Source organism: Bacillus sp. FSL R5-0654 (genome assembly GCF_038008745.1).
Classification (GTDB): Bacteria; Bacillota; Bacilli; order Bacillales; family Bacillaceae; genus Bacillus; species Bacillus safensis.
Genome location: NZ_JBBOZV010000001.1, coordinates 1,646,464 through 1,665,181, shown reverse-complemented (window position 1 = coordinate 1,665,181; position 18,718 = coordinate 1,646,464). Strand labels below are relative to the sequence as shown.

19 protein-coding genes are annotated in these 18,718 nt (G+C 41.9%); all 19 read right to left on the bottom strand.

Features of this window, described 5'->3' with window-relative positions:
* Window positions 1–161: 161 nt before the first annotated feature.
* A complete protein-coding gene (gene rnjB, locus NSS76_RS08300; RefSeq protein ID WP_012010007.1) occupies window positions 162–1,829 on the bottom strand; it encodes a ribonuclease J2 in 1,668 nt (555 codons plus the stop codon).
* A 171-nt stretch (window positions 1,830–2,000) separates the two neighbouring features.
* On the bottom strand, window positions 2,001–2,867 hold the full coding sequence (gene dapA, locus NSS76_RS08295; RefSeq protein WP_024427012.1) for a 4-hydroxy-tetrahydrodipicolinate synthase: 867 nt from the start codon (window positions 2,865–2,867) through the stop codon (window positions 2,001–2,003).
* Between the two features lie 30 nt (window positions 2,868–2,897).
* The gene (gene dapG, locus NSS76_RS08290) at window positions 2,898–4,112 is read right to left on the bottom strand and encodes an aspartate kinase (RefSeq protein ID WP_270125066.1); all 1,215 of its coding nucleotides are present in this window, start codon (window positions 4,110–4,112) and stop codon (window positions 2,898–2,900) included.
* 92 nt (window positions 4,113–4,204) lie between these two features.
* Window positions 4,205–5,224 carry an aspartate-semialdehyde dehydrogenase gene (gene asd / locus NSS76_RS08285; protein WP_024427010.1) on the bottom strand — a complete coding sequence of 340 codons (1,020 nt, stop codon included), beginning with the start codon at window positions 5,222–5,224 and terminating at the stop codon, window positions 4,205–4,207.
* Window positions 5,225–5,363: 139 nt separating this feature from the next.
* Window positions 5,364–5,957 (bottom strand): dipicolinate synthase subunit B, encoded by a 594-nt coding sequence (gene dpaB / locus NSS76_RS08280; protein ID WP_025092602.1) that lies wholly within the window; start codon window positions 5,955–5,957, stop codon window positions 5,364–5,366.
* On the bottom strand, window positions 5,954–6,856 hold the full coding sequence (dpaA, locus tag NSS76_RS08275) for a dipicolinic acid synthetase subunit A (protein WP_024424129.1): 903 nt from the start codon (window positions 6,854–6,856) through the stop codon (window positions 5,954–5,956). The genes dpaB and dpaA overlap by 4 nt, the downstream gene beginning before the upstream one ends.
* Before the next feature lie 122 nt (window positions 6,857–6,978).
* Window positions 6,979–7,251 (bottom strand): YlmC/YmxH family sporulation protein, encoded by a 273-nt coding sequence (locus NSS76_RS08270; RefSeq protein ID WP_024424130.1) that lies wholly within the window; start codon window positions 7,249–7,251, stop codon window positions 6,979–6,981.
* Between the two features lie 71 nt (window positions 7,252–7,322).
* The gene (locus NSS76_RS08265) at window positions 7,323–8,243 is read right to left on the bottom strand and encodes an aminoglycoside phosphotransferase family protein (protein ID WP_025092600.1); all 921 of its coding nucleotides are present in this window, start codon (window positions 8,241–8,243) and stop codon (window positions 7,323–7,325) included.
* A gap of 72 nt (window positions 8,244–8,315) precedes the next feature.
* Window positions 8,316–9,545 carry a M16 family metallopeptidase gene (locus NSS76_RS08260; RefSeq protein ID WP_025092599.1) on the bottom strand — a complete coding sequence of 410 codons (1,230 nt, stop codon included), beginning with the start codon at window positions 9,543–9,545 and terminating at the stop codon, window positions 8,316–8,318.
* Between the two features lie 33 nt (window positions 9,546–9,578).
* On the bottom strand, window positions 9,579–10,532 hold the full coding sequence (locus NSS76_RS08255) for a polysaccharide deacetylase family protein (RefSeq protein WP_024424133.1): 954 nt from the start codon (window positions 10,530–10,532) through the stop codon (window positions 9,579–9,581).
* Window positions 10,533–10,656: 124 nt separating this feature from the next.
* Window positions 10,657–12,774, bottom strand: coding sequence for a polyribonucleotide nucleotidyltransferase (gene pnp / locus NSS76_RS08250; protein ID WP_024424134.1), 2,118 nt, complete (start codon window positions 12,772–12,774; stop codon window positions 10,657–10,659).
* A 181-nt stretch (window positions 12,775–12,955) separates the two neighbouring features.
* A complete protein-coding gene (gene rpsO / locus NSS76_RS08245; RefSeq protein WP_008354438.1) occupies window positions 12,956–13,225 on the bottom strand; it encodes a 30S ribosomal protein S15 in 270 nt (89 codons plus the stop codon).
* 140 nt (window positions 13,226–13,365) lie between these two features.
* Window positions 13,366–14,331 carry a bifunctional riboflavin kinase/FAD synthetase gene (gene ribF / locus NSS76_RS08240; RefSeq protein ID WP_056766472.1) on the bottom strand — a complete coding sequence of 322 codons (966 nt, stop codon included), beginning with the start codon at window positions 14,329–14,331 and terminating at the stop codon, window positions 13,366–13,368.
* A 17-nt stretch (window positions 14,332–14,348) separates the two neighbouring features.
* Window positions 14,349–15,278, bottom strand: coding sequence for a tRNA pseudouridine(55) synthase TruB (truB, locus tag NSS76_RS08235; protein WP_151039473.1), 930 nt, complete (start codon window positions 15,276–15,278; stop codon window positions 14,349–14,351).
* A gap of 68 nt (window positions 15,279–15,346) precedes the next feature.
* Window positions 15,347–15,697: a 30S ribosome-binding factor RbfA gene (rbfA, locus tag NSS76_RS08230; protein ID WP_007499525.1), complete on the bottom strand. Its 351-nt coding sequence runs from the start codon at window positions 15,695–15,697 to the stop codon at window positions 15,347–15,349.
* Between the two features lie 17 nt (window positions 15,698–15,714).
* The gene (locus NSS76_RS08225) at window positions 15,715–15,993 is read right to left on the bottom strand and encodes a DUF503 domain-containing protein (RefSeq protein ID WP_024424137.1); all 279 of its coding nucleotides are present in this window, start codon (window positions 15,991–15,993) and stop codon (window positions 15,715–15,717) included.
* Entirely contained in the window at window positions 15,990–18,110 is a 2,121-nt protein-coding gene (gene infB / locus NSS76_RS08220; protein ID WP_034623586.1) for a translation initiation factor IF-2, read from the bottom strand. The genes NSS76_RS08225 and infB overlap by 4 nt, the downstream gene beginning before the upstream one ends.
* 19 nt (window positions 18,111–18,129) lie before the next feature.
* Window positions 18,130–18,432, bottom strand: a complete 303-nt coding sequence (locus NSS76_RS08215) for a YlxQ family RNA-binding protein (RefSeq protein WP_024424138.1) — start codon at window positions 18,430–18,432, stop codon at window positions 18,130–18,132.
* The gene (rnpM, locus tag NSS76_RS08210; protein WP_024424139.1) at window positions 18,425–18,709 is read right to left on the bottom strand and encodes an RNase P modulator RnpM; all 285 of its coding nucleotides are present in this window, start codon (window positions 18,707–18,709) and stop codon (window positions 18,425–18,427) included. Before rnpM ends, NSS76_RS08215 begins: the two co-directional genes overlap by 8 nt.
* Between the last annotated feature and the right edge of the window lie 9 nt (window positions 18,710–18,718).

The window sequence follows — 18,718 nt, the reverse complement described above, 5'->3', positions numbered from 1 at the left end:
CTCACGAATGTCAAATTCGCTCCGCTCCGGTGCTCGTCCTTTCTAGACTGCAAAGGTTTTCTATCACGCTAAAAAGAAGACAAAGTGCTAAAATAAAGTTCATTTTAGCACTTTGTCAACAATCTAAAGCCCCAAGAGCTTATACTCTTTGGGCTTTATCATCACACTTCCATAATAATTGGAATGATCATCGGCTTACGTTTTGTTTTTTCATAAAGGAATTGATTTAGCACATCGCGCATGGATTGTTTCAATGTTGACCATTCAACAATTGAGTTTTCCGTTTGCTCTTTGACAATCCCTTTGACCATTTCTGTTGCTTTCACAATCAGCTCTTCGGATTCTCTTACATAGACAAATCCTCTTGTGATGATTTCAGGTCCAGAAATTAATTGTTTCTTTTGTTTATCGAGCGTAATGACAACAATCAAGATGCCGTCTTGAGACAATAGACGTCTATCGCGTAACACGATGTTTCCGATATCACCAACGCCAAGACCATCGATCAAAATGTTTCCTTGGTGAACTTTTTCACCGATTTTGACATTCTGTCCTCTAAACTCAACAACATCTCCTTTATCAATCAAGAAAATGTCACTGCGTTTCATGCCTACTTCTTCAGCAATACGAGAATGTGCTTTTTGCATACGATATTCGCCATTCACCGGAATTAAATACTTCGGTTTTAGTAAGTTCAGCATTAGCTTTAACTCTTCTTGGCAGCCATGTCCAGATACATGTACACGTTTTTGCGCAAAAATGACTTGTGCTCCGCTTCTTGTAAGGAAATCCACTGTTTTAGAGTATGTGAGTTCTTGTCCAGGAAGAGGTGTAGATGCAATCACAACTGTATCATCTTTTTCAATATGAAGCTGTTTGTGATTTTGCTTCGCCATTTTTGTTAAAGCAGCAAGCGGCTCTCCGTGGCTTCCAGCGGTCAGGATAACCACGTCGTTTTTCGCCATTTTCTTCACTTCTTGAACGGGTACAAATAATTCTTCGTCTGCTGTAACATAACCAAGCTTGATCGCCAGCTGAAGGGTTGTCATCATATTTTTCCCTGCAACGGCAAGCTTACGGCCATTTTGATTTGTTGCATTAATGATTTGCTGCACGCGGTTAATATTAGATGAAGACACAGCAACGATCACACGATTTTCAGCATTGTACATCGCATTTGAGATTTCGTCTTGGACGAGCGCCTCAGAAGGTGTATAGCCTGGTTTTTCAGCATTTGCACTGTCTGAAAGTAGTGCTAAAACGCCGTTATTTCCAATTTTCGCAATCTCTCCGATGTCACAGGCTTGGTTAAGCGCTGGGGTTTGATCAAATTTAAAATCACCTGTGCATACGATTGAACCAAGAGAGGTTTTGAAGCTGATCCCAACTGAATCAGGAATGCTGTGATTCGTTCTAAAGAACGATACTTTTGTTGTTTCAAAAGTAATAACTGATTTTGCATGTACCTCACGCAAATCAGCTTTTTGATTGAAGCCATACTGCTTTAATTTTTCTCGAAGTAACGCAAGGGTCAGCTTCGTTCCGTAGACTGGTACAGACAATTTGCTCAAGCAATGGAATACGCCTCCGATTGCTTCATCATGTCCGTGGGTAAGAAAAATTGCTTTCACCCGATCAGCACGCTCTGTTAAATAAGAGATATCAGGAATGACGACGTCAATGCCCAGCATTTCATTTTCTGGATGCATTAAACCTGCATCTACTACATATATGTCCGAATCAATCTCAATGACATATAGGTTTTTTCCGATTTCTCCAACGCCTCCGAGTGCAATAATTCTTACGTTCTCTGTATTTTTCTTTTTCAAAATTCTTATCCTCCTAGTCTCAAGCCCGTCCATCATCGCTTAATGCTATTATAACTGAATCTAATTTTAGAAAACAAGATGAAGTCACATTTTAAGAAAGTGTTTATGTATAAAAAACGGTCATACTCAGGGACATCTGAGAATGACCGCTTACGAAATCTTTTGTTTTGATCAGCTGTTTAAAACGCTGCTTAAATCCAGTCTCTCTTCTTCTGACAAAGGCAAAAGCGGAAGACGAACAGATCCGACGTCTAGTCCTTTCAGCTGAAGGGCTGTTTTGACAGGCGTTGGATTTGGTGCTGAGAAAAGCTGTTTCATGATTGGAAGCAGCTTTTGATGGATCAATGCTGCATTCGCTGTTTGGCCTGAAGCATAGCTTTTCAGCATTTGCTGCATATCCAGTCCTACGATATGAGACGCAACCGAGACAACTCCTTTTGCACCAACAGATACAGCTGGAAGTGTTAAGCTGTCGTCCCCTGAATATACGTCGAAATCTTCTGGCGTCTCTGCAATGATTTTTGTCATAGCATCAAGATCGCCGCTTGCTTCTTTAATGGCAACAATGTTAGGTATTTGCGCAAGCTTAATCGTTGTTTCTGGTGCTAATGAAGCTGCCGTTCTTCCTGGTACATTGTAAAGCATGACAGGAAGAGATGTAGACTCGGCAATGGCTTTAAAGTGTGCATACATGCCTTCCTGTGATGGCTTGTTGTAATAAGGTACGACAAGCATCACTGCATCAACGCCCGCTTCTTCTGCTTTTTTCGTTAGTTTGATAGACGCATTTGTATTATTACTGCCTGTTCCTGCAATGATTTTACAACGACCATTTGCTAATTTGACCGATTGCTGAAAAAGAGCGACTTTTTCTTCATTCGATAAAGTTGGCGATTCGCCTGTTGTCCCTGCAACGACTAAGGAGTCACTGCCGTTTTTTAACAAGTAATCAATGAGAATTGATAGCTTTTGGAAATCGATGTTGCCCTTTTTATCAAAAGGTGTAATCATAGCTGTTGCGATATTTCCGAAATTCATTTTTTTCACCTCATCATGATTCAATCACATTTATCTTGAAAGTTCAAACACTTCATGCAGGGCATTGACAGCCGCTCTCATGTTTTCTTCGTTCACTAACACCCAAATGGTCGTATGACTGTCAGCCGATTGTAAAATCGGAATGTTTTGCTCGGATAGAGCCGTTACAATTTTCGATGTGACACCTGGTACACCCATAATGCCTGCGCCAACAGCTGATACTTTCGCACAATTTGTTGTCACAATTGGTGTATAGCCAAGTTCTTTTAGGATCGACGTTGCCTTTTCAGTCATTGCACCTGTCACTGTATACACAATTTCACTCGGTGTGATGTTGAAGAAGTCGACACTGATTTGTGCGTTTGCCATTGCTTTGAAGACCTCTGTTTGTACGCTGTACTGACCTTCTTTTGCAGGGACTTTGATTTGTGTCACATGATTGACATGTGCAATACCCGTAATGAGGCGGTCATACACATCATGGCTCATTTTATCGGAGTAATGTGATGTAACGAGTGTGCCCTCATCATCAGAGTATGTTGAACGGACCCTCATTGGTACTTTTGCCTGCATCGCAATTTCGACAGCTCGCGGGTGAATGACTTTTGCCCCTTGATATGCGAGGTTGCAAATTTCCGTATATGTCACGACTCTCAGCGGTTTTGCATTTTCAACAATGCGGGGATCTGCTGTCATAACGCCTTCTACATCTGTAAAAATATCAATAAAGTCTGCCTGCAATGCAGCGCCTAAAGCAGCAGCGGACGTATCACTGCCACCTCGTCCGATTGTTGTCACGTCTCCATTTTTCGCGGCTCCCTGGAACCCAGCGACAACGACAACATCATGTTCAGACAGTGCTGCCTCCAGACGTTCGCACTTCATGTCAATAATTTTCGCACTTGTATGCTCCTTATCTGTCACAAAGCCCGCCTGAGCTCCAGTCATCGCTACAGCCTTTAGACCGTTTTCATTCAGCATACTTGAAAACACAACAGCTGAGATATTCTCTCCGCAGGAAACAAGCAAGTCTTTTTCTCGATTTGTCATGTTCTGCGCGCTGCCGTAAAGCAGACCAAGCAGCGTATCTGTCGCATAGGGATCACCTTTTCGTCCCATTGCAGAAACGACAACAACCGACTTATAGCCTTTCTCTTTTGCACATAAGATATGTGCAAGTGCCCTTTTTCTACCTTGATCATCTTTGACAGATGTACCGCCAAATTTTTGGACAATTATTTTCACTGTTTTCACTCCAAGTTCATTCTGACGTAACAGAAGAGAGCAGGCGAAAGATGCCTAACTCTCTTCTGTTCGTCCTCATCATCCATTGAATGTTAAACTAATTTTAATGCTTTTAAGCTTTCTGCAATTTGAACTGAGTTCCATGCAGCGCCTTTAAGCAGGTTATCAGATACAATCCACATATGGAACCCGTTTGGACGGTCCAAATCTTTCCGAATGCGGCCGACAAATACGTCGTTTTTCCCAACAGCATCTGCAGGCATTGGATAAATTTGCTGAGACGGATCATCTTGCAGCGTAATTCCTGGTGCATCTTTTAGAATTGATTTGAGGTCTTCCACTGTTGCATCATTTGATTCTAGTTCGACGTAGACAGATTCTGAATGACCTGTTTCAATTGGAAGCCTTACGCATGTTGCCGCTACTTCCAGCTCAGGCATATGCATGATTTTTTTCGTTTCATTGATCATTTTCATTTCTTCGAATGTATAACCGTTGTCTTGGAATTTATCAATTTGCGGGATCGCATTAAATGCAATTTGATAAGGCATGACTTCTGGTGTTACATCCTCTTTATTTAAAATGGCTTGTGATTGGCTGTATAGTTCGTCAATGGCTTCATGTCCCGCACCTGATACTGCTTGATACGTAGAGACAATGACTTTTTTCATTCCATATGCCTGACGAAGCGGTTCTAATGCCGCTACCATTTGAATCGTTGAACAGTTAGGGTTTGCAATGATCCCTTGATGATCATGCAAATCTTTTTCGTTTACCTCTGGTACGACAAGAGGGATGTTTTCGTCCATACGAAAAGCACTTGTGTTGTCAACAACAATCGCACCTCGTTTGACTGCTTCAGGAGCCAGCGCTTTAGAAACATTTCCTCCAGCACTGAATAATGCGATGTTCACTCCTTCAAAGCTTTCAGGTGTTGCTTCCTGAACAGTGTACTCTTGACCTCTGAATGTCACTTTTGTTCCAGCAGAACGTTTTGAGGATAGTAGAGTAAGTGTATCCATTTCAAAATCTCTGTCAGCTAGTGTTTTTAACATTTGTTGACCGACAGCTCCAGTCGCTCCAACTACAGCTACATGCAATCCTCTTCCCATCAGTAAAACTCCTTCCGACCCATCCATGATTCTTTTTTTTCGGATGGCCATCCTATGACTTTTTACATTTTATTTTACCATAGAAAAGCAAGGCTTGAAGCATCTTTTTTGAATCTTTCATGATTTTCTAGTGAATCTATTATTCGTTTGGTCCAATTAAAATTGGTTGAATTTGTCTATGCTGGAGTGCCTCTTCTACTGTTTGAGATAGCAGATCCATGTTCGCGACCATAGATGTCGGTTTTTTGAATGGATCATCCTGACCAAACGGAATAAAGAAAATATTCTTTGTCGACATCAGCCTCATCAGATTTGTACCATTTAAACCTAACGCATCATTTGTTGAGATACCTAAAACGACAGGTCGATGATTCCGTATGGTTGCTTTAGCAGCCATTAAAACAGGACTGTCTGTCATGGCATTTGCAAATTTCGCCATCGAGTTACCAGTTAGAGGAGCAATAACCATACAATCAAGCGGCAGCTTAGGCCCGAGCGGCTCTGCTTTCACGATTGAGTCAATCGCTTGAAAACCAGTCAGCTTCTCAATCCGGTCGATCCACTCGGCTCCATCTCCAAATCTCGTATTCGTGCTCTGCACCGTGTACGACACCACTGGACGCACCTCTGCCCCTTCTTTTACAAGCGCTTCGATTTGCGGAAAAACAGCTTCATACGTACAGTGGGAACCTGTTAAACCAAAACCGATTCTTTTCCCTTTTAATGTTGTCATGATTCCATCCCCCTTTTTTCCTCCGCAAGTTCACATAAAAGCCCGGAAAGCACTTTTGCAATGATTTGTCCTGCTGTTTTTGGTGCAACAATCCCCGGGAGTCCTGGTGCAAGAAGTGCCTTCACTCCGTGCTTTTGTGCAAAGTCAAAGTCTGTTCCGCCTGGGCGTGAGGCGATATCCAAAATGAGTGTCTTTGGTGTCATGCTGACGATGACAGATGAATCTAATACAAGACTTGGAATGGTATTGATGATAATATCAACATCCGTTACTTCCTCTTTTAACTGGTCCATTGAAAATGGATTAAGCCCCATCTCAAATGCCCGCGCTAAATGTGCTGTGTCTGCCGCCCCTACTTTTACGTCTGCCCCTAGTGCCCGAAATGTGCGGGCAATGGTGAGTCCTGTTCTTCCAAGTCCGAGAACAGCGACATGAGACCCGTGAATCGTATAGTCCGTTTGCTGAATGGCCATCATGATAATTCCTTCAACTGTTGGAATTGAGTTATATATGGCAATATCATCTCGCTCAAACAGCTTCACAAGCTTCCGGTTCACCTGCTTTGCCAGATTGTCTAAGTACGTATTTGAAATACCTGAGTACAAGATACAATGGGCAGGGGTTCTTTCTAAATATTTAGCTTCCAGCAAGACCTGCTCGTTTGAAAAAACGGTAGCAACAGCGCCTTCATCCGTTGTCCCAGATACTGGCAGGATCATACTGTCTACTTGTTCGAATGGAAGTTCAGACATTTTCAGCTTTTCAGCACCGATAAATCCATGATCCAGCTGGTCAAATCCAACCAAAAATACTTTGGCATGCTGCTGTGACAACTTGCGAATAATTTCAAGCTGCCTTGCATCTCCCCCGATCACCGCAACCGTTAAACCGCTCAACATACTGACCGTTCACCTTCTTTATTTAAAAAAGTCTGTAATATTTTCTGAATCTCCCTTTCAGCATATGAGGAGAGGATTCAGCCTGTGAACGAATCAGAGAGAGAAAAGAAAAAGAGCACCCATTATTGCGGGTGCTCTTTTTCTCCGTGCGGCTGAAGTTCTTCAGGCACATCGAGAATGATCATATCTGATCCTATTTTTTGAATGTGATTCCACGGGACGCGGATGTCATTTCCTTGTTTTCGAAAGCCAAACCACTTCACGGAAGGTATAATGAGTGCTGTAATTTGACCGTCCTGTTCATTGATTTCAAGGTCGGTTTGTCCAAGCACGCCAAGCCGCTCCGCTCTTTTAATATCGACGATCTCTTTTCCTGACAGTTCACTCAGCCTCAAAATCGCATCACTTCCCTTCCGTATCATATATGCAGCAAAAGGAAGAAATAGACCGTCCTGCTCTTTTCAAGTTATGTATAATGTGAGTTGGTATACCAAACAGGCTTAAGTTGATGAAAGCAATTATGATCTTTTAGCATTCTCTCCACTCGTTTCACCATGTCTTTTACATGTCCCGGATCATAGGAAAGCGTCCAGATGATAGATGAAAAGCAGCTCATTGCTGTATAGATGGAAAAAAGAAGCCAAAAATCGTTTATGGACTGCGTACTCACGTATTGATCCAGTTGTCCAGCTGAGAACGGAATGCTGCTTTCTCGACTAAATAAGGACAATTTATAAAAGTCATGAACCGGGTCGCCCCAGTCGGATTGATCGAAATCAATCACACCGGCATATTGATTACCTTGTATGATGATATTCCCTAAATGAAAATCATCATGCTGGAACTGGTTAGGCCTCTCTTTTACCGCATCAACATTCGACTTGATAAAATCTAATACAAACTGATCATTGGAAAACGTCACGCCACTTGATTGATAGGCATGTACATACCGTTCATGTTTTGCCATGACTTTCTCATCCCACGGACGAACATGAGAAGGTGCACGGCATGTATGCATCAAACTTAGCTCTCTCGCTGCCCGCCTCCCGATTTCATACTGCTCTTCATTTGTAAGTAGATGGATGGAGTCTCTAGCATTCTCGCCTTCGATAAAGGAGAAAATACGATAGGTACAGTTTAGTTCAGCACTCATTCCAATCTCAATCACTTCAGAACAAAGAATCCCTCGATCTTTTAACTTCCGCTGAAATGATGCTTTTCTTTTATAACGCGAATACGTTTGAATGTCTGATAACTTAAGCACCAGCTTTTCACTAGATGATATTGTAACCAAAAAGGTACGATCTCCCGAAAAACCAGATGTCATGGCTTGGAAAGAAGCTTGTGTCAGAAGTGGAGAGAGCTGTTTCAGCTTTTCATGTTCCATGAAAGCAGAACCCCTTTCTTCTTTACCTACAATAAAACGGCAGACTTTTTTGAGTCTGCCGTGTTGTTTACATTATGATGGCTGATCACCCGTCGGACTAATAAGCGAGAGCGCATAATCTTCTGTAAAGATGCGTTTAGATAAGTTATTCACGCCGTCTAATGTGACGCTGTTGATTTCATCAATAATTTCATCGAGTGTCCGATGTTTGCCAAGGAGCAGTTCATTTTTACCGTTTCGGCTCATTTTGCTGTTTGTGCTTTCAAGGCTGAGCATAAGGTTTCCTTTCATTTGCTCCTTAGAGTTCTCTAGTTCTTTCTGCGTGATTCCCTCACGCTTTAAGACGTCTAATGTTTGTAAGATGGTCTCAGAGAGCAGGTTTAGCTGCTTCGCTCCAGTCCCGCCGTAAATCGTCAGCATTCCATTATCTGCAAATGAACTGTGATAGCTGAAGACGGAATAAGCAAGTCCTTTGTCCTCTCTTACATCTTGGAATAATCGGCTGCTCATGCTTCCGCCAAGAACATTATTTAAGACGATTAAGTCATAGATGCCCTTATCTCCAGCTGGAAGGCCATTAAAGCCCAGGCATAGGTGCGCTTGTTCCGTTTCCTTTTTGCGTGTGAGCTTGTCATAATGAAATGCTGGAGCTTCTACAGGCTGCTTTTTCCCTTTTCCTTCATAAGAACCGAACAGCTTTTCAACCTCACGAATAAAGGTCTCATCTACGTTCCCTGCAACAGAGATCACGACGCGGTCCGGCGTATAGAATTCATCCATATATTTTCTAAGCGAATCTCCGTTAAAGGTAGAGAGTGTTTCCTCAGTTCCTAAAATCGGATATCCTAATGAATGATCCCCATAAATGGCTTTGCTTAATAAATCATGAACGATGTCATCAGGAGTATCCTCATACATTTTAATTTCTTCGTACACCACATTTTTTTCTTTTTTCAGCTCTTCTTCATCAAAAGCTGAGTGAAAGAACATGTCGCTTAATACATCGAGGGCATAGCCAGCATGTGAATCAAGCACCTTCGCATAGTAGCAAGTGTATTCTTTTGATGTAAAGGCATTCACCTGACCACCAATGCGGTCAAAGGATTCTGCGATATCACGTGCAGATCTTGTCTTTGTCCCTTTAAAGAACATATGCTCTAAAAAGTGTGAGATCCCATTAATTTCAGGTGTCTCATGTCTAGAGCCTGTTCCAATCCAGACGCCAATTGCGACAGACCTTACAGTGGGATTGTTTTCGAGTACAATTCTTACTCCATTTTGGCATGTATACGTTTTGACCAAGTTTTGCTCCTCCTATTCAACAAACAGATCGCATCACGGATGTCTTTTTTCACTTAGGAGGTCAGAAACCGTCCCTAATTCATATCCTCTTTCCTTGATTTGAGTGATAAGTGCGTCAAGACTTTTCGCTGTTGCATCTGTTGGATGCATTAATATCATCGCCCCATTGTGAATTTTCCCAAGCACCCGCTTTTGTAAAATAGCCGGGGATGGTTTTTGCCAGTCGATGGTGTCTACTGTCCACATAATGGTTTCCATGCCTTCTTGTTTGGCAAGCTTGACTGTTTCTTCTTTAAAGCTTCCGCTTGGAGGCGCAAACCATTTTGGTTTCTTCCCAAGGGATTCTTCAATTTGGCGATTTGTTTTCGTTATCTGCTCTAATGCTCGTTCTCTTGTCAGTGTGCGCATATCTGGGTGATTGTATGAATGATTTCCAATTTCATGACCATCTGCCACGATTTTTTTAGCAAGCTCTGTGCTTTTTTTCACCCATTTGCCTTCTAAGAAAAAGGTCGCCTTGACTTGATGCTTTTCCAGCGTTTTTAACATGTTGATTAAATGCTCGTCACCCCAAGCTACGTTGATGAGGAATGCATTCATTTTTTTATCTGGATGTCCCTTATAAATGGGCTCTGGACCAAGCTCATGTAAATGAATAGATGGTTTTGTTTCATTAAAAACAAGCAGCTTTTCATCGAATGACCCCTGTTTCTTCATTTTTTCATAAGAGGCATCGATATCAACTGTCTGTCCATTTAAGCCAGGCATCTTTTTCCACACTTTATCAATCTTAGCATTTTGCGCCTTTACTTCATAGTCAGAAGACTTCGATTCAATTTCCTGAAATAAAATATCTTTTGAAACAGATGCAACCTCGGCATGCTCTTTCATTGATTCAATATATGTAACAGCAGCCGGCTGCTTCATCGTTTGATATGACACGAGCAGTAAAAATACAAACACAATGAATGGTAACGTTTTTTTCAATGGTTGTCCCTCCCCTTTACCACAAATTATGACGGGGAGAAACAAGCTAGAACTATTGTTAGCGCAAGAAAAGAAAGAAGCCTGGCACGGATACCTGGCTTCTAACACATTTTATTTGATCTCATTAAGACTGCTTTTCTTCTTTTTCCTTTTCTTCACGTAAAACAGCTTTCCGAGAAAGGTTCACACGGCCTTGTTTATCGATTTCAGTGACTTTGACAAGTAATTCATCGCCAAGTTTCACGACATCTTCTACTTTGCCCACACGCTCAAGCGCAAGCTCAGAAATATGAACAAGTCCATCTTTTCCGCTGAAGATTTCAAGGAAGGCACCGAATTTTTCAATGCGTTTGACTTTACCTAAGTAAAGCTGTCCTACTTCAACTTCTCTCACAAGATCTTCAATGATTTTCTTCGCTTTTTGGTTCATATCTTCTTCTGTAGAAGAAATAAAGATTGTACCATCTTGTTCAATATCGATTTTCACACCGGTATCTTCAATGATTTTATTGATTTGTTTACCGCTTGGTCCAATGACATCGCGAATTTTATCTGGATTGATTGTCATCGTTAAGATTTTAGGTGCATAACGAGACAATTCTCCTCTAGAAGCAGGAATCGTTGACAGCATGCTGTCTAAGATTTCCATTCTTCCTTTTTTCGCTTGTTGAAGAGCCTCTTCTAAGATGTCTTTTGACAAGCCATCGATTTTGATGTCCATTTGAAGGGCTGTGACACCTTTTGATGTACCTGCCACTTTAAAGTCCATATCTCCAAGTGCATCTTCCATTCCTTGAATGTCTGTCAGCACTGTGTAGTATTCCCCAGATTTCACAAGTCCCATTGCAATCCCTGCAACTGGTGCTTTAATTGGAACACCCGCATCCATCATCGCAAGTGTGCTTGCGCAAATACTTGCTTGTGAAGTAGATCCGTTAGATTCTAATACCTCTGAAACGAGGCGAACCGTATAAGGGAAATCTTTTTCGGATGGAATGACTGGTTCTAGTGCACGTTCACCTAGTGCACCATGTCCGATCTCACGACGGCCTGGACCGCGCATTGGACCTGTCTCACCAACACTGAATTGCGGGAAGTTGTAATGGTGCATGAAGCGTTTTGATTCTTCAACACCTAGACCATCAAGAATTTGCACATCGCCAAGTGCACCTAATGTACAAATACTGAGCGCCTGTGTTTGTCCTCTTGTAAATAGGCCTGAACCGTGCGTTCTTGGCAGAAGTCCTACTTCTGAAGAAAGTGGACGGATTTGATCTACGCCGCGTCCATCTGGACGTACTTTCTCTTCAGTGATCAGACGGCGAACTTCGTTTTTGACAAGCTTGTTTAATACATCTTTCGCTTGTTTAATCGTTGCTTCGTCACGTTCTTCTGCTTCAAACTTCTCAACTACAGCTTTTTTCACAGCACTGATCGCATCCTCACGCGCATGCTTCTCATGTACTTGAATCGCTTTCAGCAGGTCAGCTTCAGCAAGTGCTTTTACTTCGTCTGCTAACGTTTGATCTACTTCATATAAAGGAATATCGATTTTTTCTTTACCGACTGCCTTCACAATTTCTTCTTGGAATTCAATTAAGCGTTTGATCTCTTGGTGACCGTACATGATCGCTTCAAGCATTGTCTCTTCCGGCACTTCATCAGCACCAGCTTCTACCATGTTGATCGCATCTTTTGTTCCGGCAACCACAAGATTGATGTCACTTTGTTCAAGCTGCTCCACATTTGGGTTAATGATCAGCTTTCCATCCACTCGTCCTACTGTAACGCCGGCGATTGGTCCCTCAAATGGAATGTCAGACACACATAAAGCTAAAGATGAGCCAAACATTGCAGCCATTTCAGATGAACAATCTTGATCCACACTCATGACGATACTAATGACTTGTACTTCGTTTCTAAATCCATCTGCAAACAGCGGACGAATTGGTCTGTCAATTAAGCGGCTCGCAAGGATAGCCTTTTCACTTGGACGGCCTTCTCTTTTAATGAAGCCGCCAGGAATTTTACCTACTGCGTATAGTCTTTCTTCGTAGTTCACAGTGAGCGGGAAGAAATCAAGTGGTTTTGGTTCTTTAGAAGCTGTTGCTGAGCTAAGCACAGCCGTATCTCCGTAGCGTACGAGGACCGCTCCGTTTGCTTGCTTTGCAAGCTGGCCAGTTTCAACTGTCAGTTGACGTCCAGCCCAGTCTATGGTGAAGACATGTTTCTCTTGTCCCATTCTGAGATAAACTCCTCTCTTATCGTAAAATTTTAGTTAGTTCTTATTATGAACAAAATGATTTTCACATATCAATGTGAAAGCTGTATGTAGAAGGGTATTTGCCATTCTTTCAACATTTTAACCATAAAATATTAGTGATTATACGATAAAAAAGCGGGAATCCTCCCGCTTTTTACGATTATCGACGTAAGCCTAGTTTGTTAATTAACTCACGGTAACGAGTTACGTCTTTATTACGTAGATACGTAAGAAGATTACGACGTCTACCTACCATTTTCAAAAGACCGCGACGTGAGTGGTGATCTTTCTTATGAGTACGTAAATGCTCGTTCAAGTTGTTAATTGATTCTGTTAGGACAGCGATCTGAACTTCTGGAGATCCAGTATCAGATTCGTGTGTTTTGAACTCATTAATTAATTGCGTTTTACGCTCTTGAGTAATTGCCATCCTGTTTCACCTCCAAATCATGTTAGCCCCATCTACCTCGCAGCCGTCGGTGAAGTCGGCCTGCCAAGTAAGTGGTTTTAAAGCTACAGGAATAATCATACTAAAAATATGCTGAATTTGCAAATGGTAGAGCAGTTTTTCTATGATTTTTTTGTTTGCTTATGCTGATCTTGAAAAAACTGAATCGCTTCTTCTTTATCTTGACTGATTTGAGCCGTCAGCTCCTGAATTCCGTTAAATTTTCGTTCACTGCGAATGCGCTTGAACCATTGTAATTTAATCGGCTGGCCATATATTTCTTCGTTAAAATCAAAGAGGTTTACTTCAATGGCAGGCTGATCAGGACGTTTTTCATAAAATGTTGGTTTATAGCCGACATTACAAACACCGTCATATACTTTACCTTTTACTTCTGCTCTTACTGCATATACCCCTGTTGGCGGAATAATGTATTCAGCAGATAAGCCGACATTAGCTGTCGGAAACCCGATCGTCCGTCCGCGTTTGTCTCCATGGATGACAATGCCGCGAAGCTGATAAGGTTTTCCTAAAAGCTCGCTCACATATTCAACATCCCCATTTTTTAATGCGGAACGGATGAGAGTGGAGCTGACTTTTCGGTCTTGATTAGACAGCTTAGGTACGATGGTTGCATTGATACGGCCTTTTCCGTATTCGTCGAACGTTTCCATTGTGCCTGCACCAAAACGGCCAAACGTAAAATCAAACCCCGCTACTGCGTGCTTCACATTCAATTCATCCAAATATTGATCCACAAACTCTTGAGGAGATAGAGCTGCAAAACTCTCGCTGAATTGTACGATGTATAAATAGTCAGCGCCCAGCTGTTCGATAAAATCAATTTTATCCTCAAGCGGTGTAATTAAGTCTTTTGGTTCCCGTGCCTTTTGCAAAACATGAGATGGATGCGGATGAAAGGTCATGACTGCTAAGGCCAATCCTTCTTTTTCCGCAATGCTTTTCGCTTTGTCAATGACTTTTTGATGCCCAAGGTGAACACCGTCAAAGTACCCTAAAGCCATGACAGACGGGACTTGATCCTTTTGATTCAATGTATGTGGGTGTGAAATATGTATAGTCTTCACGAGATGTCACCTTTTCTTTAAGATTGCTTGTCCTGAGATAAGATCTTCGCCGGCTTCATCAGGTTCTGTTTGGTCGGGTGCTTTTTATAAATCGCCAGACAACGGCCTGAAGGAGCAAATACAGCGACACGATCCGACTCTGCGAAATGAGCAAATTCATCAGGCATTGGCAGGACTGCACCGTTTTCCACTTTACTTGCTAATGTATCATTTATCTCCCATTTCGGCAAATGATTGAGCGCACGCTCGATCGGGACAAGGTGCTCATCTACAGTTCCTTCCTCGCTTATATCTCGCAGCTCATCCAGCGTGATACATTCATCAAGTGTAAAATCACCAGACCCTGTACGAATGAGATGTGACATGTGGGCTGGAAACCCTAGTTTCTTCCCGATATCAACCGCTAAGGTCCTCACATATGTTCCCTTTGAACATAGAACGGTAAACCTAAATGACACGCTACCATCCTCATATGTGACAGGTGTAGTCCGCTCGATACGGTGAATAGTAATTTCTCGGCTCGGCCGCTCAATTTCAATGCCTTCTCTTGCATATTCATAGAGCTTTTTCCCGCCAATTTTCACAGCAGAAAACATGGGAGGAATTTGTTTAATGGTTCCTTCAAACTGCTTCAGCGCCTCATCAATTTCTTTTTCTGAGATCGGTTTTTCCACCTTTTTTTCTTCTACGATCTCACCTGTTTGGTCTTCTGTTGTTGTAGAAAAGCCAATCGTGATTTCTGCATCATACGTTTTCGATTTATCTGTTAAGTATTCTACAATCTTCGTTGCTCTTCCGATACAAATAGGGAGAACACCTGAAACCTCTGGGTCGAGGGTGCCTGTATGGCCGACTTTTTTTGTGTGCAAAATTTTTCTTACTTTAAACACACAGTCGTGTGAGGTCATGCCTCTTTCTTTATGTAATAAAAGAACACCATTTATCATCTGCGTTCTCTCCTTTCATAAACGATGAAAAAGGACAGACGATCATCGCCTATCCTTATTTCAACGTCTTATTCGTGATCTTTTGTGTTTAATTCAGCAATCAGGCTTTCAATTCGATTTCCGTAATCTACAGATTCGTCGAATTCAAAGTGCAGTTCTGGTGTTTTGCGAAGTCTGATTCGATTGCCAATTTCAGAGCGGATGTACCCTTTAGCCTTTGCAAGACCTTTTAAGGTTTCCTCTCTTTTCTTCTCGTCGCCAAGAACAGAAATGTAGACTTTGGCAATTTGCAAATCACCGGATACTTCGACATCAGTTACAGTCAAAAAGCCGATTCTTGGATCTTTTAGCTTTCTGCCTAAGATGTCGCCCAATTCTTTTTTCATTTGCTCACCCACACGGGTTGCTCTCATACTCATGATCTTATCACCTCTAATTAAAACCACTCAGTTTTCGTGATCGTTCGTTCAATTTCAGGAAAAGAATCGATAAAGCTTAATACACGCTGAAGCTCCTTTTCCACTTGAACCCGAGATGAGGAAATCACGGCGATTCCGATTGATGTACGCTGCCATGTATCCTGGTAATCCATTTCAGCAATGGTTACATTGAATTTATGACGCGTTCTTGTCAATATCCGCTGAAGAACCGCACGTTTTTCCTTCAGTGAGGATGCATCATAGATCATGCACTCACATTCGGTATAACCGATCATTTTCTTTCGATTTCTTGCATAACGAATGATTCCATGACATCACCTTCACGGATATCATTGTATTTCTTAATGGTAATACCACATTCATAGCCTTGTGAAACTTCTTTCACATCATCTTTAAATCGTTTTAACACGTCAACTTCGCCTTCAAAAATAACGACGCCGTCACGGATTAAGCGGATTCCGCTATCTCTTGTAATCGTTCCTTCAGTTACATAACCGCCAGCAATTGTACCGATTTTAGATACTTTGAACGTTTGACGGACTTCAACTTGACCGATGACTTTTTCTTCATATTCAGGGTCAAGCATTCCTTTCATCGCAGCTTCAATTTCATCGATGACTTTATAGATAATGCGGTGCAAGCGGATATCAACGTTCTCAGTCTCAGCTGTGCTCTTCGCATTTCCATCAGGACGTACGTTAAAGCCAATCACGATGGCATTAGAAGCACTTGCTAAAATGATGTCTGATTCTGTAATCGCTCCAACACCCGTATGGATGATTTTCACTTTTACGCCTTCGACTTCAATTTTTTGAAGAGCTGCTGTTAATGCTTCAGCAGAGCCTTGTACGTCTGCTTTCACGATCAAGTTGATATCTTTTACGTCACCTTGTTTGATTTGCTCAAATAGGTCGTCTAGAGATAATTTTGCTTTATCTGAACGCTGTTCATCCAGCTGTTTAGAAGCACGCGCCTCACCGACTTGACGAGCTGTTTTTTCATCTTTGAATACGAGGAACTGATCCCCTGCATTCGGTACATCGTTTAAACCAGTGATTTCAACAGGTGTAGATGGTCCTGCTGTTTTCACGCGGCGGCCGATGTCATTGACCATTGCACGTACACGGCCAAATGTATTTCCGACAACGATTGGGTCACCTACATGAAGTGTACCTGTTTGAACAAGAAGGGTTGCAACAGAACCTCTTCCTTTATCAAGCTCAGCCTCGATGACAGTCCCTTTTGCCGCACGATTAGGGTTGGCTTTCAGTTCTGCTACTTCGCTGACAAGAAGGATCATTTCGATCAATTCGTCAATGCCTTCACCTGTTTTCGCAGATAGTGGAACGAAAATGGTTTCGCCGCCCCAAGCTTCTGGTACAAGACCATGCTCAGTTAATTCCTGCATCACGCGGTCAGGGTTCGCTGTTGGTTTGTCAATTTTGTTAACAGCGACAATGATTGGCACTTCTGCCGCTTTCGCATGGTTAATCGCTTCAATTGTTTGAGGCATGACACCATCATCTGCTGCAACGACTAGAATTGTCGTATCCGTTACTTCGGCACCACGTGCACGCATCGTTGTAAATGCTGCGTGTCCAGGTGTATCAAGGAACGTAATTTTTTTGCCGTTTTCTTCAATTTGGTATGCACCGATATGCTGCGTGATTCCACCTGCTTCGCCTTCGACGACTTTTGTCTTACGAATGCTGTCAAGAAGAGTTGTTTTCCCGTGGTCAACGTGTCCCATGATCGTTACAACTGGAGGGCGTACTTGCATATCTTCTTCTTTATCTTCAACTTCATACTTTTCAAGTTCAGTTTCTTCTAAAATAATGACTTCCTCTACTGGAACACCATATTCAGAAGCGATTAATTCAACTGTATCTTTATCAAGTTCTTGGTTGATCGTTGCCATGACACCAAGCATCATCAGCTTTTTGATGATTTCAGCTGTTTCTTTTCCAAGCTCATCAGCCAGCTGGCCGACAGTCATTGAATTTGTAAATTCAATTTTTTCAGGAAGCTCTTTTTTAGGCTTCACAGGTCTAGCTTGCTGATGCTGCGATTTGTTATTTCCACCGCGTTTATTTTTGTTTTTATTTTGGTTGTTGTTTTTTTTGTTTTTATTAAATTGATTATTCTGCACGTCATTCTTCTTTCTATCATTGTTTTTGTTAGATGATTGTTTTTTTTGTTCTGCGGGTTTCTCGTTAGCTGTCTCTTTTGCTTTGGCTTTTTTATAGATAGCGTCTAGCTTTTTCACAGTGTCGTCTTCAAGCGTCGCCATGTGGTTGTTCACTTCCACGTTCATATCCTTAAGCGCTGCTATAATATCTTTACTTGAAACATCTATGGCTTTTGCGTATTCATATACTCTCACTTTAGCCATTCGTTCACCCCCAAATAAATTAATCGAGCAAGCTTATGAGCTTCTTAGCGAAGCCTTGGTCAGTGACAGCGACAACTACGCGAGCTTCTTTCCCAATAGAACGTCCGAGAACGGAACGGTCTTCAACTTTTCTAACCGGAACATTATAAAATTTGCATTTGTCAGATACCTTTTTCTCTGTGTTAGATGAGGCATCTGCTGCAAGAAGAACCAGCTTAGCACGCGCATGTCTAATTTCTTTGATCACCAGATCTTCTCCTGACACGACTTTACGAGCTCGATTTGCTAGACCAAGCAAAGGATACCATTCAGATTCATTCATTAGGTTTTTTCACCTTTTCAGCTAGTTCTAGTAATTCTTCAAATATGTGTTCGTCAATCTGTGTCTGAAATTGCTGCTGTAAACTGCGTTTGTTCTTTGCCGCAAGAATGGTTTCTTTATCGAGAGAAAGGTAAGCTCCGCGTCCGTTCATTTTTCCGGTAGCGTCAACAGACACTTCTCCTTCTTTAGAACGAACAACACGGATCAGTTCTTTCTTTGGTTTCATTTCTCCCGTCACGACGCATTTTCTAAGCGGGATTTTTTTTCGGCTTTTCACCTTTAATAT

What these genes read in the sequence shown, in the direction of transcription:
- NSS76_RS08265 (WP_025092600.1), bottom strand. Translation starts at nt 8,243, where the DNA reads ATGGAACATGAAAAGCTGAAACAGCTCTCTCCACTTCTGACACAAGCT.
- truB (WP_151039473.1), bottom strand. Translation starts at nt 15,278, where the DNA reads ATGATAAATGGTGTTCTTTTATTACATAAAGAAAGAGGCATGACCTCA.
- NSS76_RS08215 (WP_024424138.1), bottom strand. Translation starts at nt 18,432, where the DNA reads ATGAATGAATCTGAATGGTATCCTTTGCTTGGTCTAGCAAATCGAGCT.
- dpaB (WP_025092602.1), bottom strand. Translation starts at nt 5,957, where the DNA reads ATGACAACATTAAAAGGGAAAAGAATCGGTTTTGGTTTAACAGGTTCC.
- pnp (WP_024424134.1), bottom strand. Translation starts at nt 12,774, where the DNA reads ATGGGACAAGAGAAACATGTCTTCACCATAGACTGGGCTGGACGTCAA.
- infB (WP_034623586.1), bottom strand. Translation starts at nt 18,110, where the DNA reads ATGGCTAAAGTGAGAGTATATGAATACGCAAAAGCCATAGATGTTTCA.
- rpsO (WP_008354438.1), bottom strand. Translation starts at nt 13,225, where the DNA reads ATGGCAATTACTCAAGAGCGTAAAACGCAATTAATTAATGAGTTCAAA.
- dapA (WP_024427012.1), bottom strand. Translation starts at nt 2,867, where the DNA reads ATGAATTTCGGAAATATCGCAACAGCTATGATTACACCTTTTGATAAA.
- rbfA (WP_007499525.1), bottom strand. Translation starts at nt 15,697, where the DNA reads ATGAGTATGAGAGCAACCCGTGTGGGTGAGCAAATGAAAAAAGAATTG.
- NSS76_RS08225 (WP_024424137.1), bottom strand. Translation starts at nt 15,993, where the DNA reads ATGATCGGTTATACCGAATGTGAGTGCATGATCTATGATGCATCCTCA.
- dpaA (WP_024424129.1), bottom strand. Translation starts at nt 6,856, where the DNA reads ATGTTGAGCGGTTTAACGGTTGCGGTGATCGGGGGAGATGCAAGGCAG.
- asd (WP_024427010.1), bottom strand. Translation starts at nt 5,224, where the DNA reads ATGGGAAGAGGATTGCATGTAGCTGTAGTTGGAGCGACTGGAGCTGTC.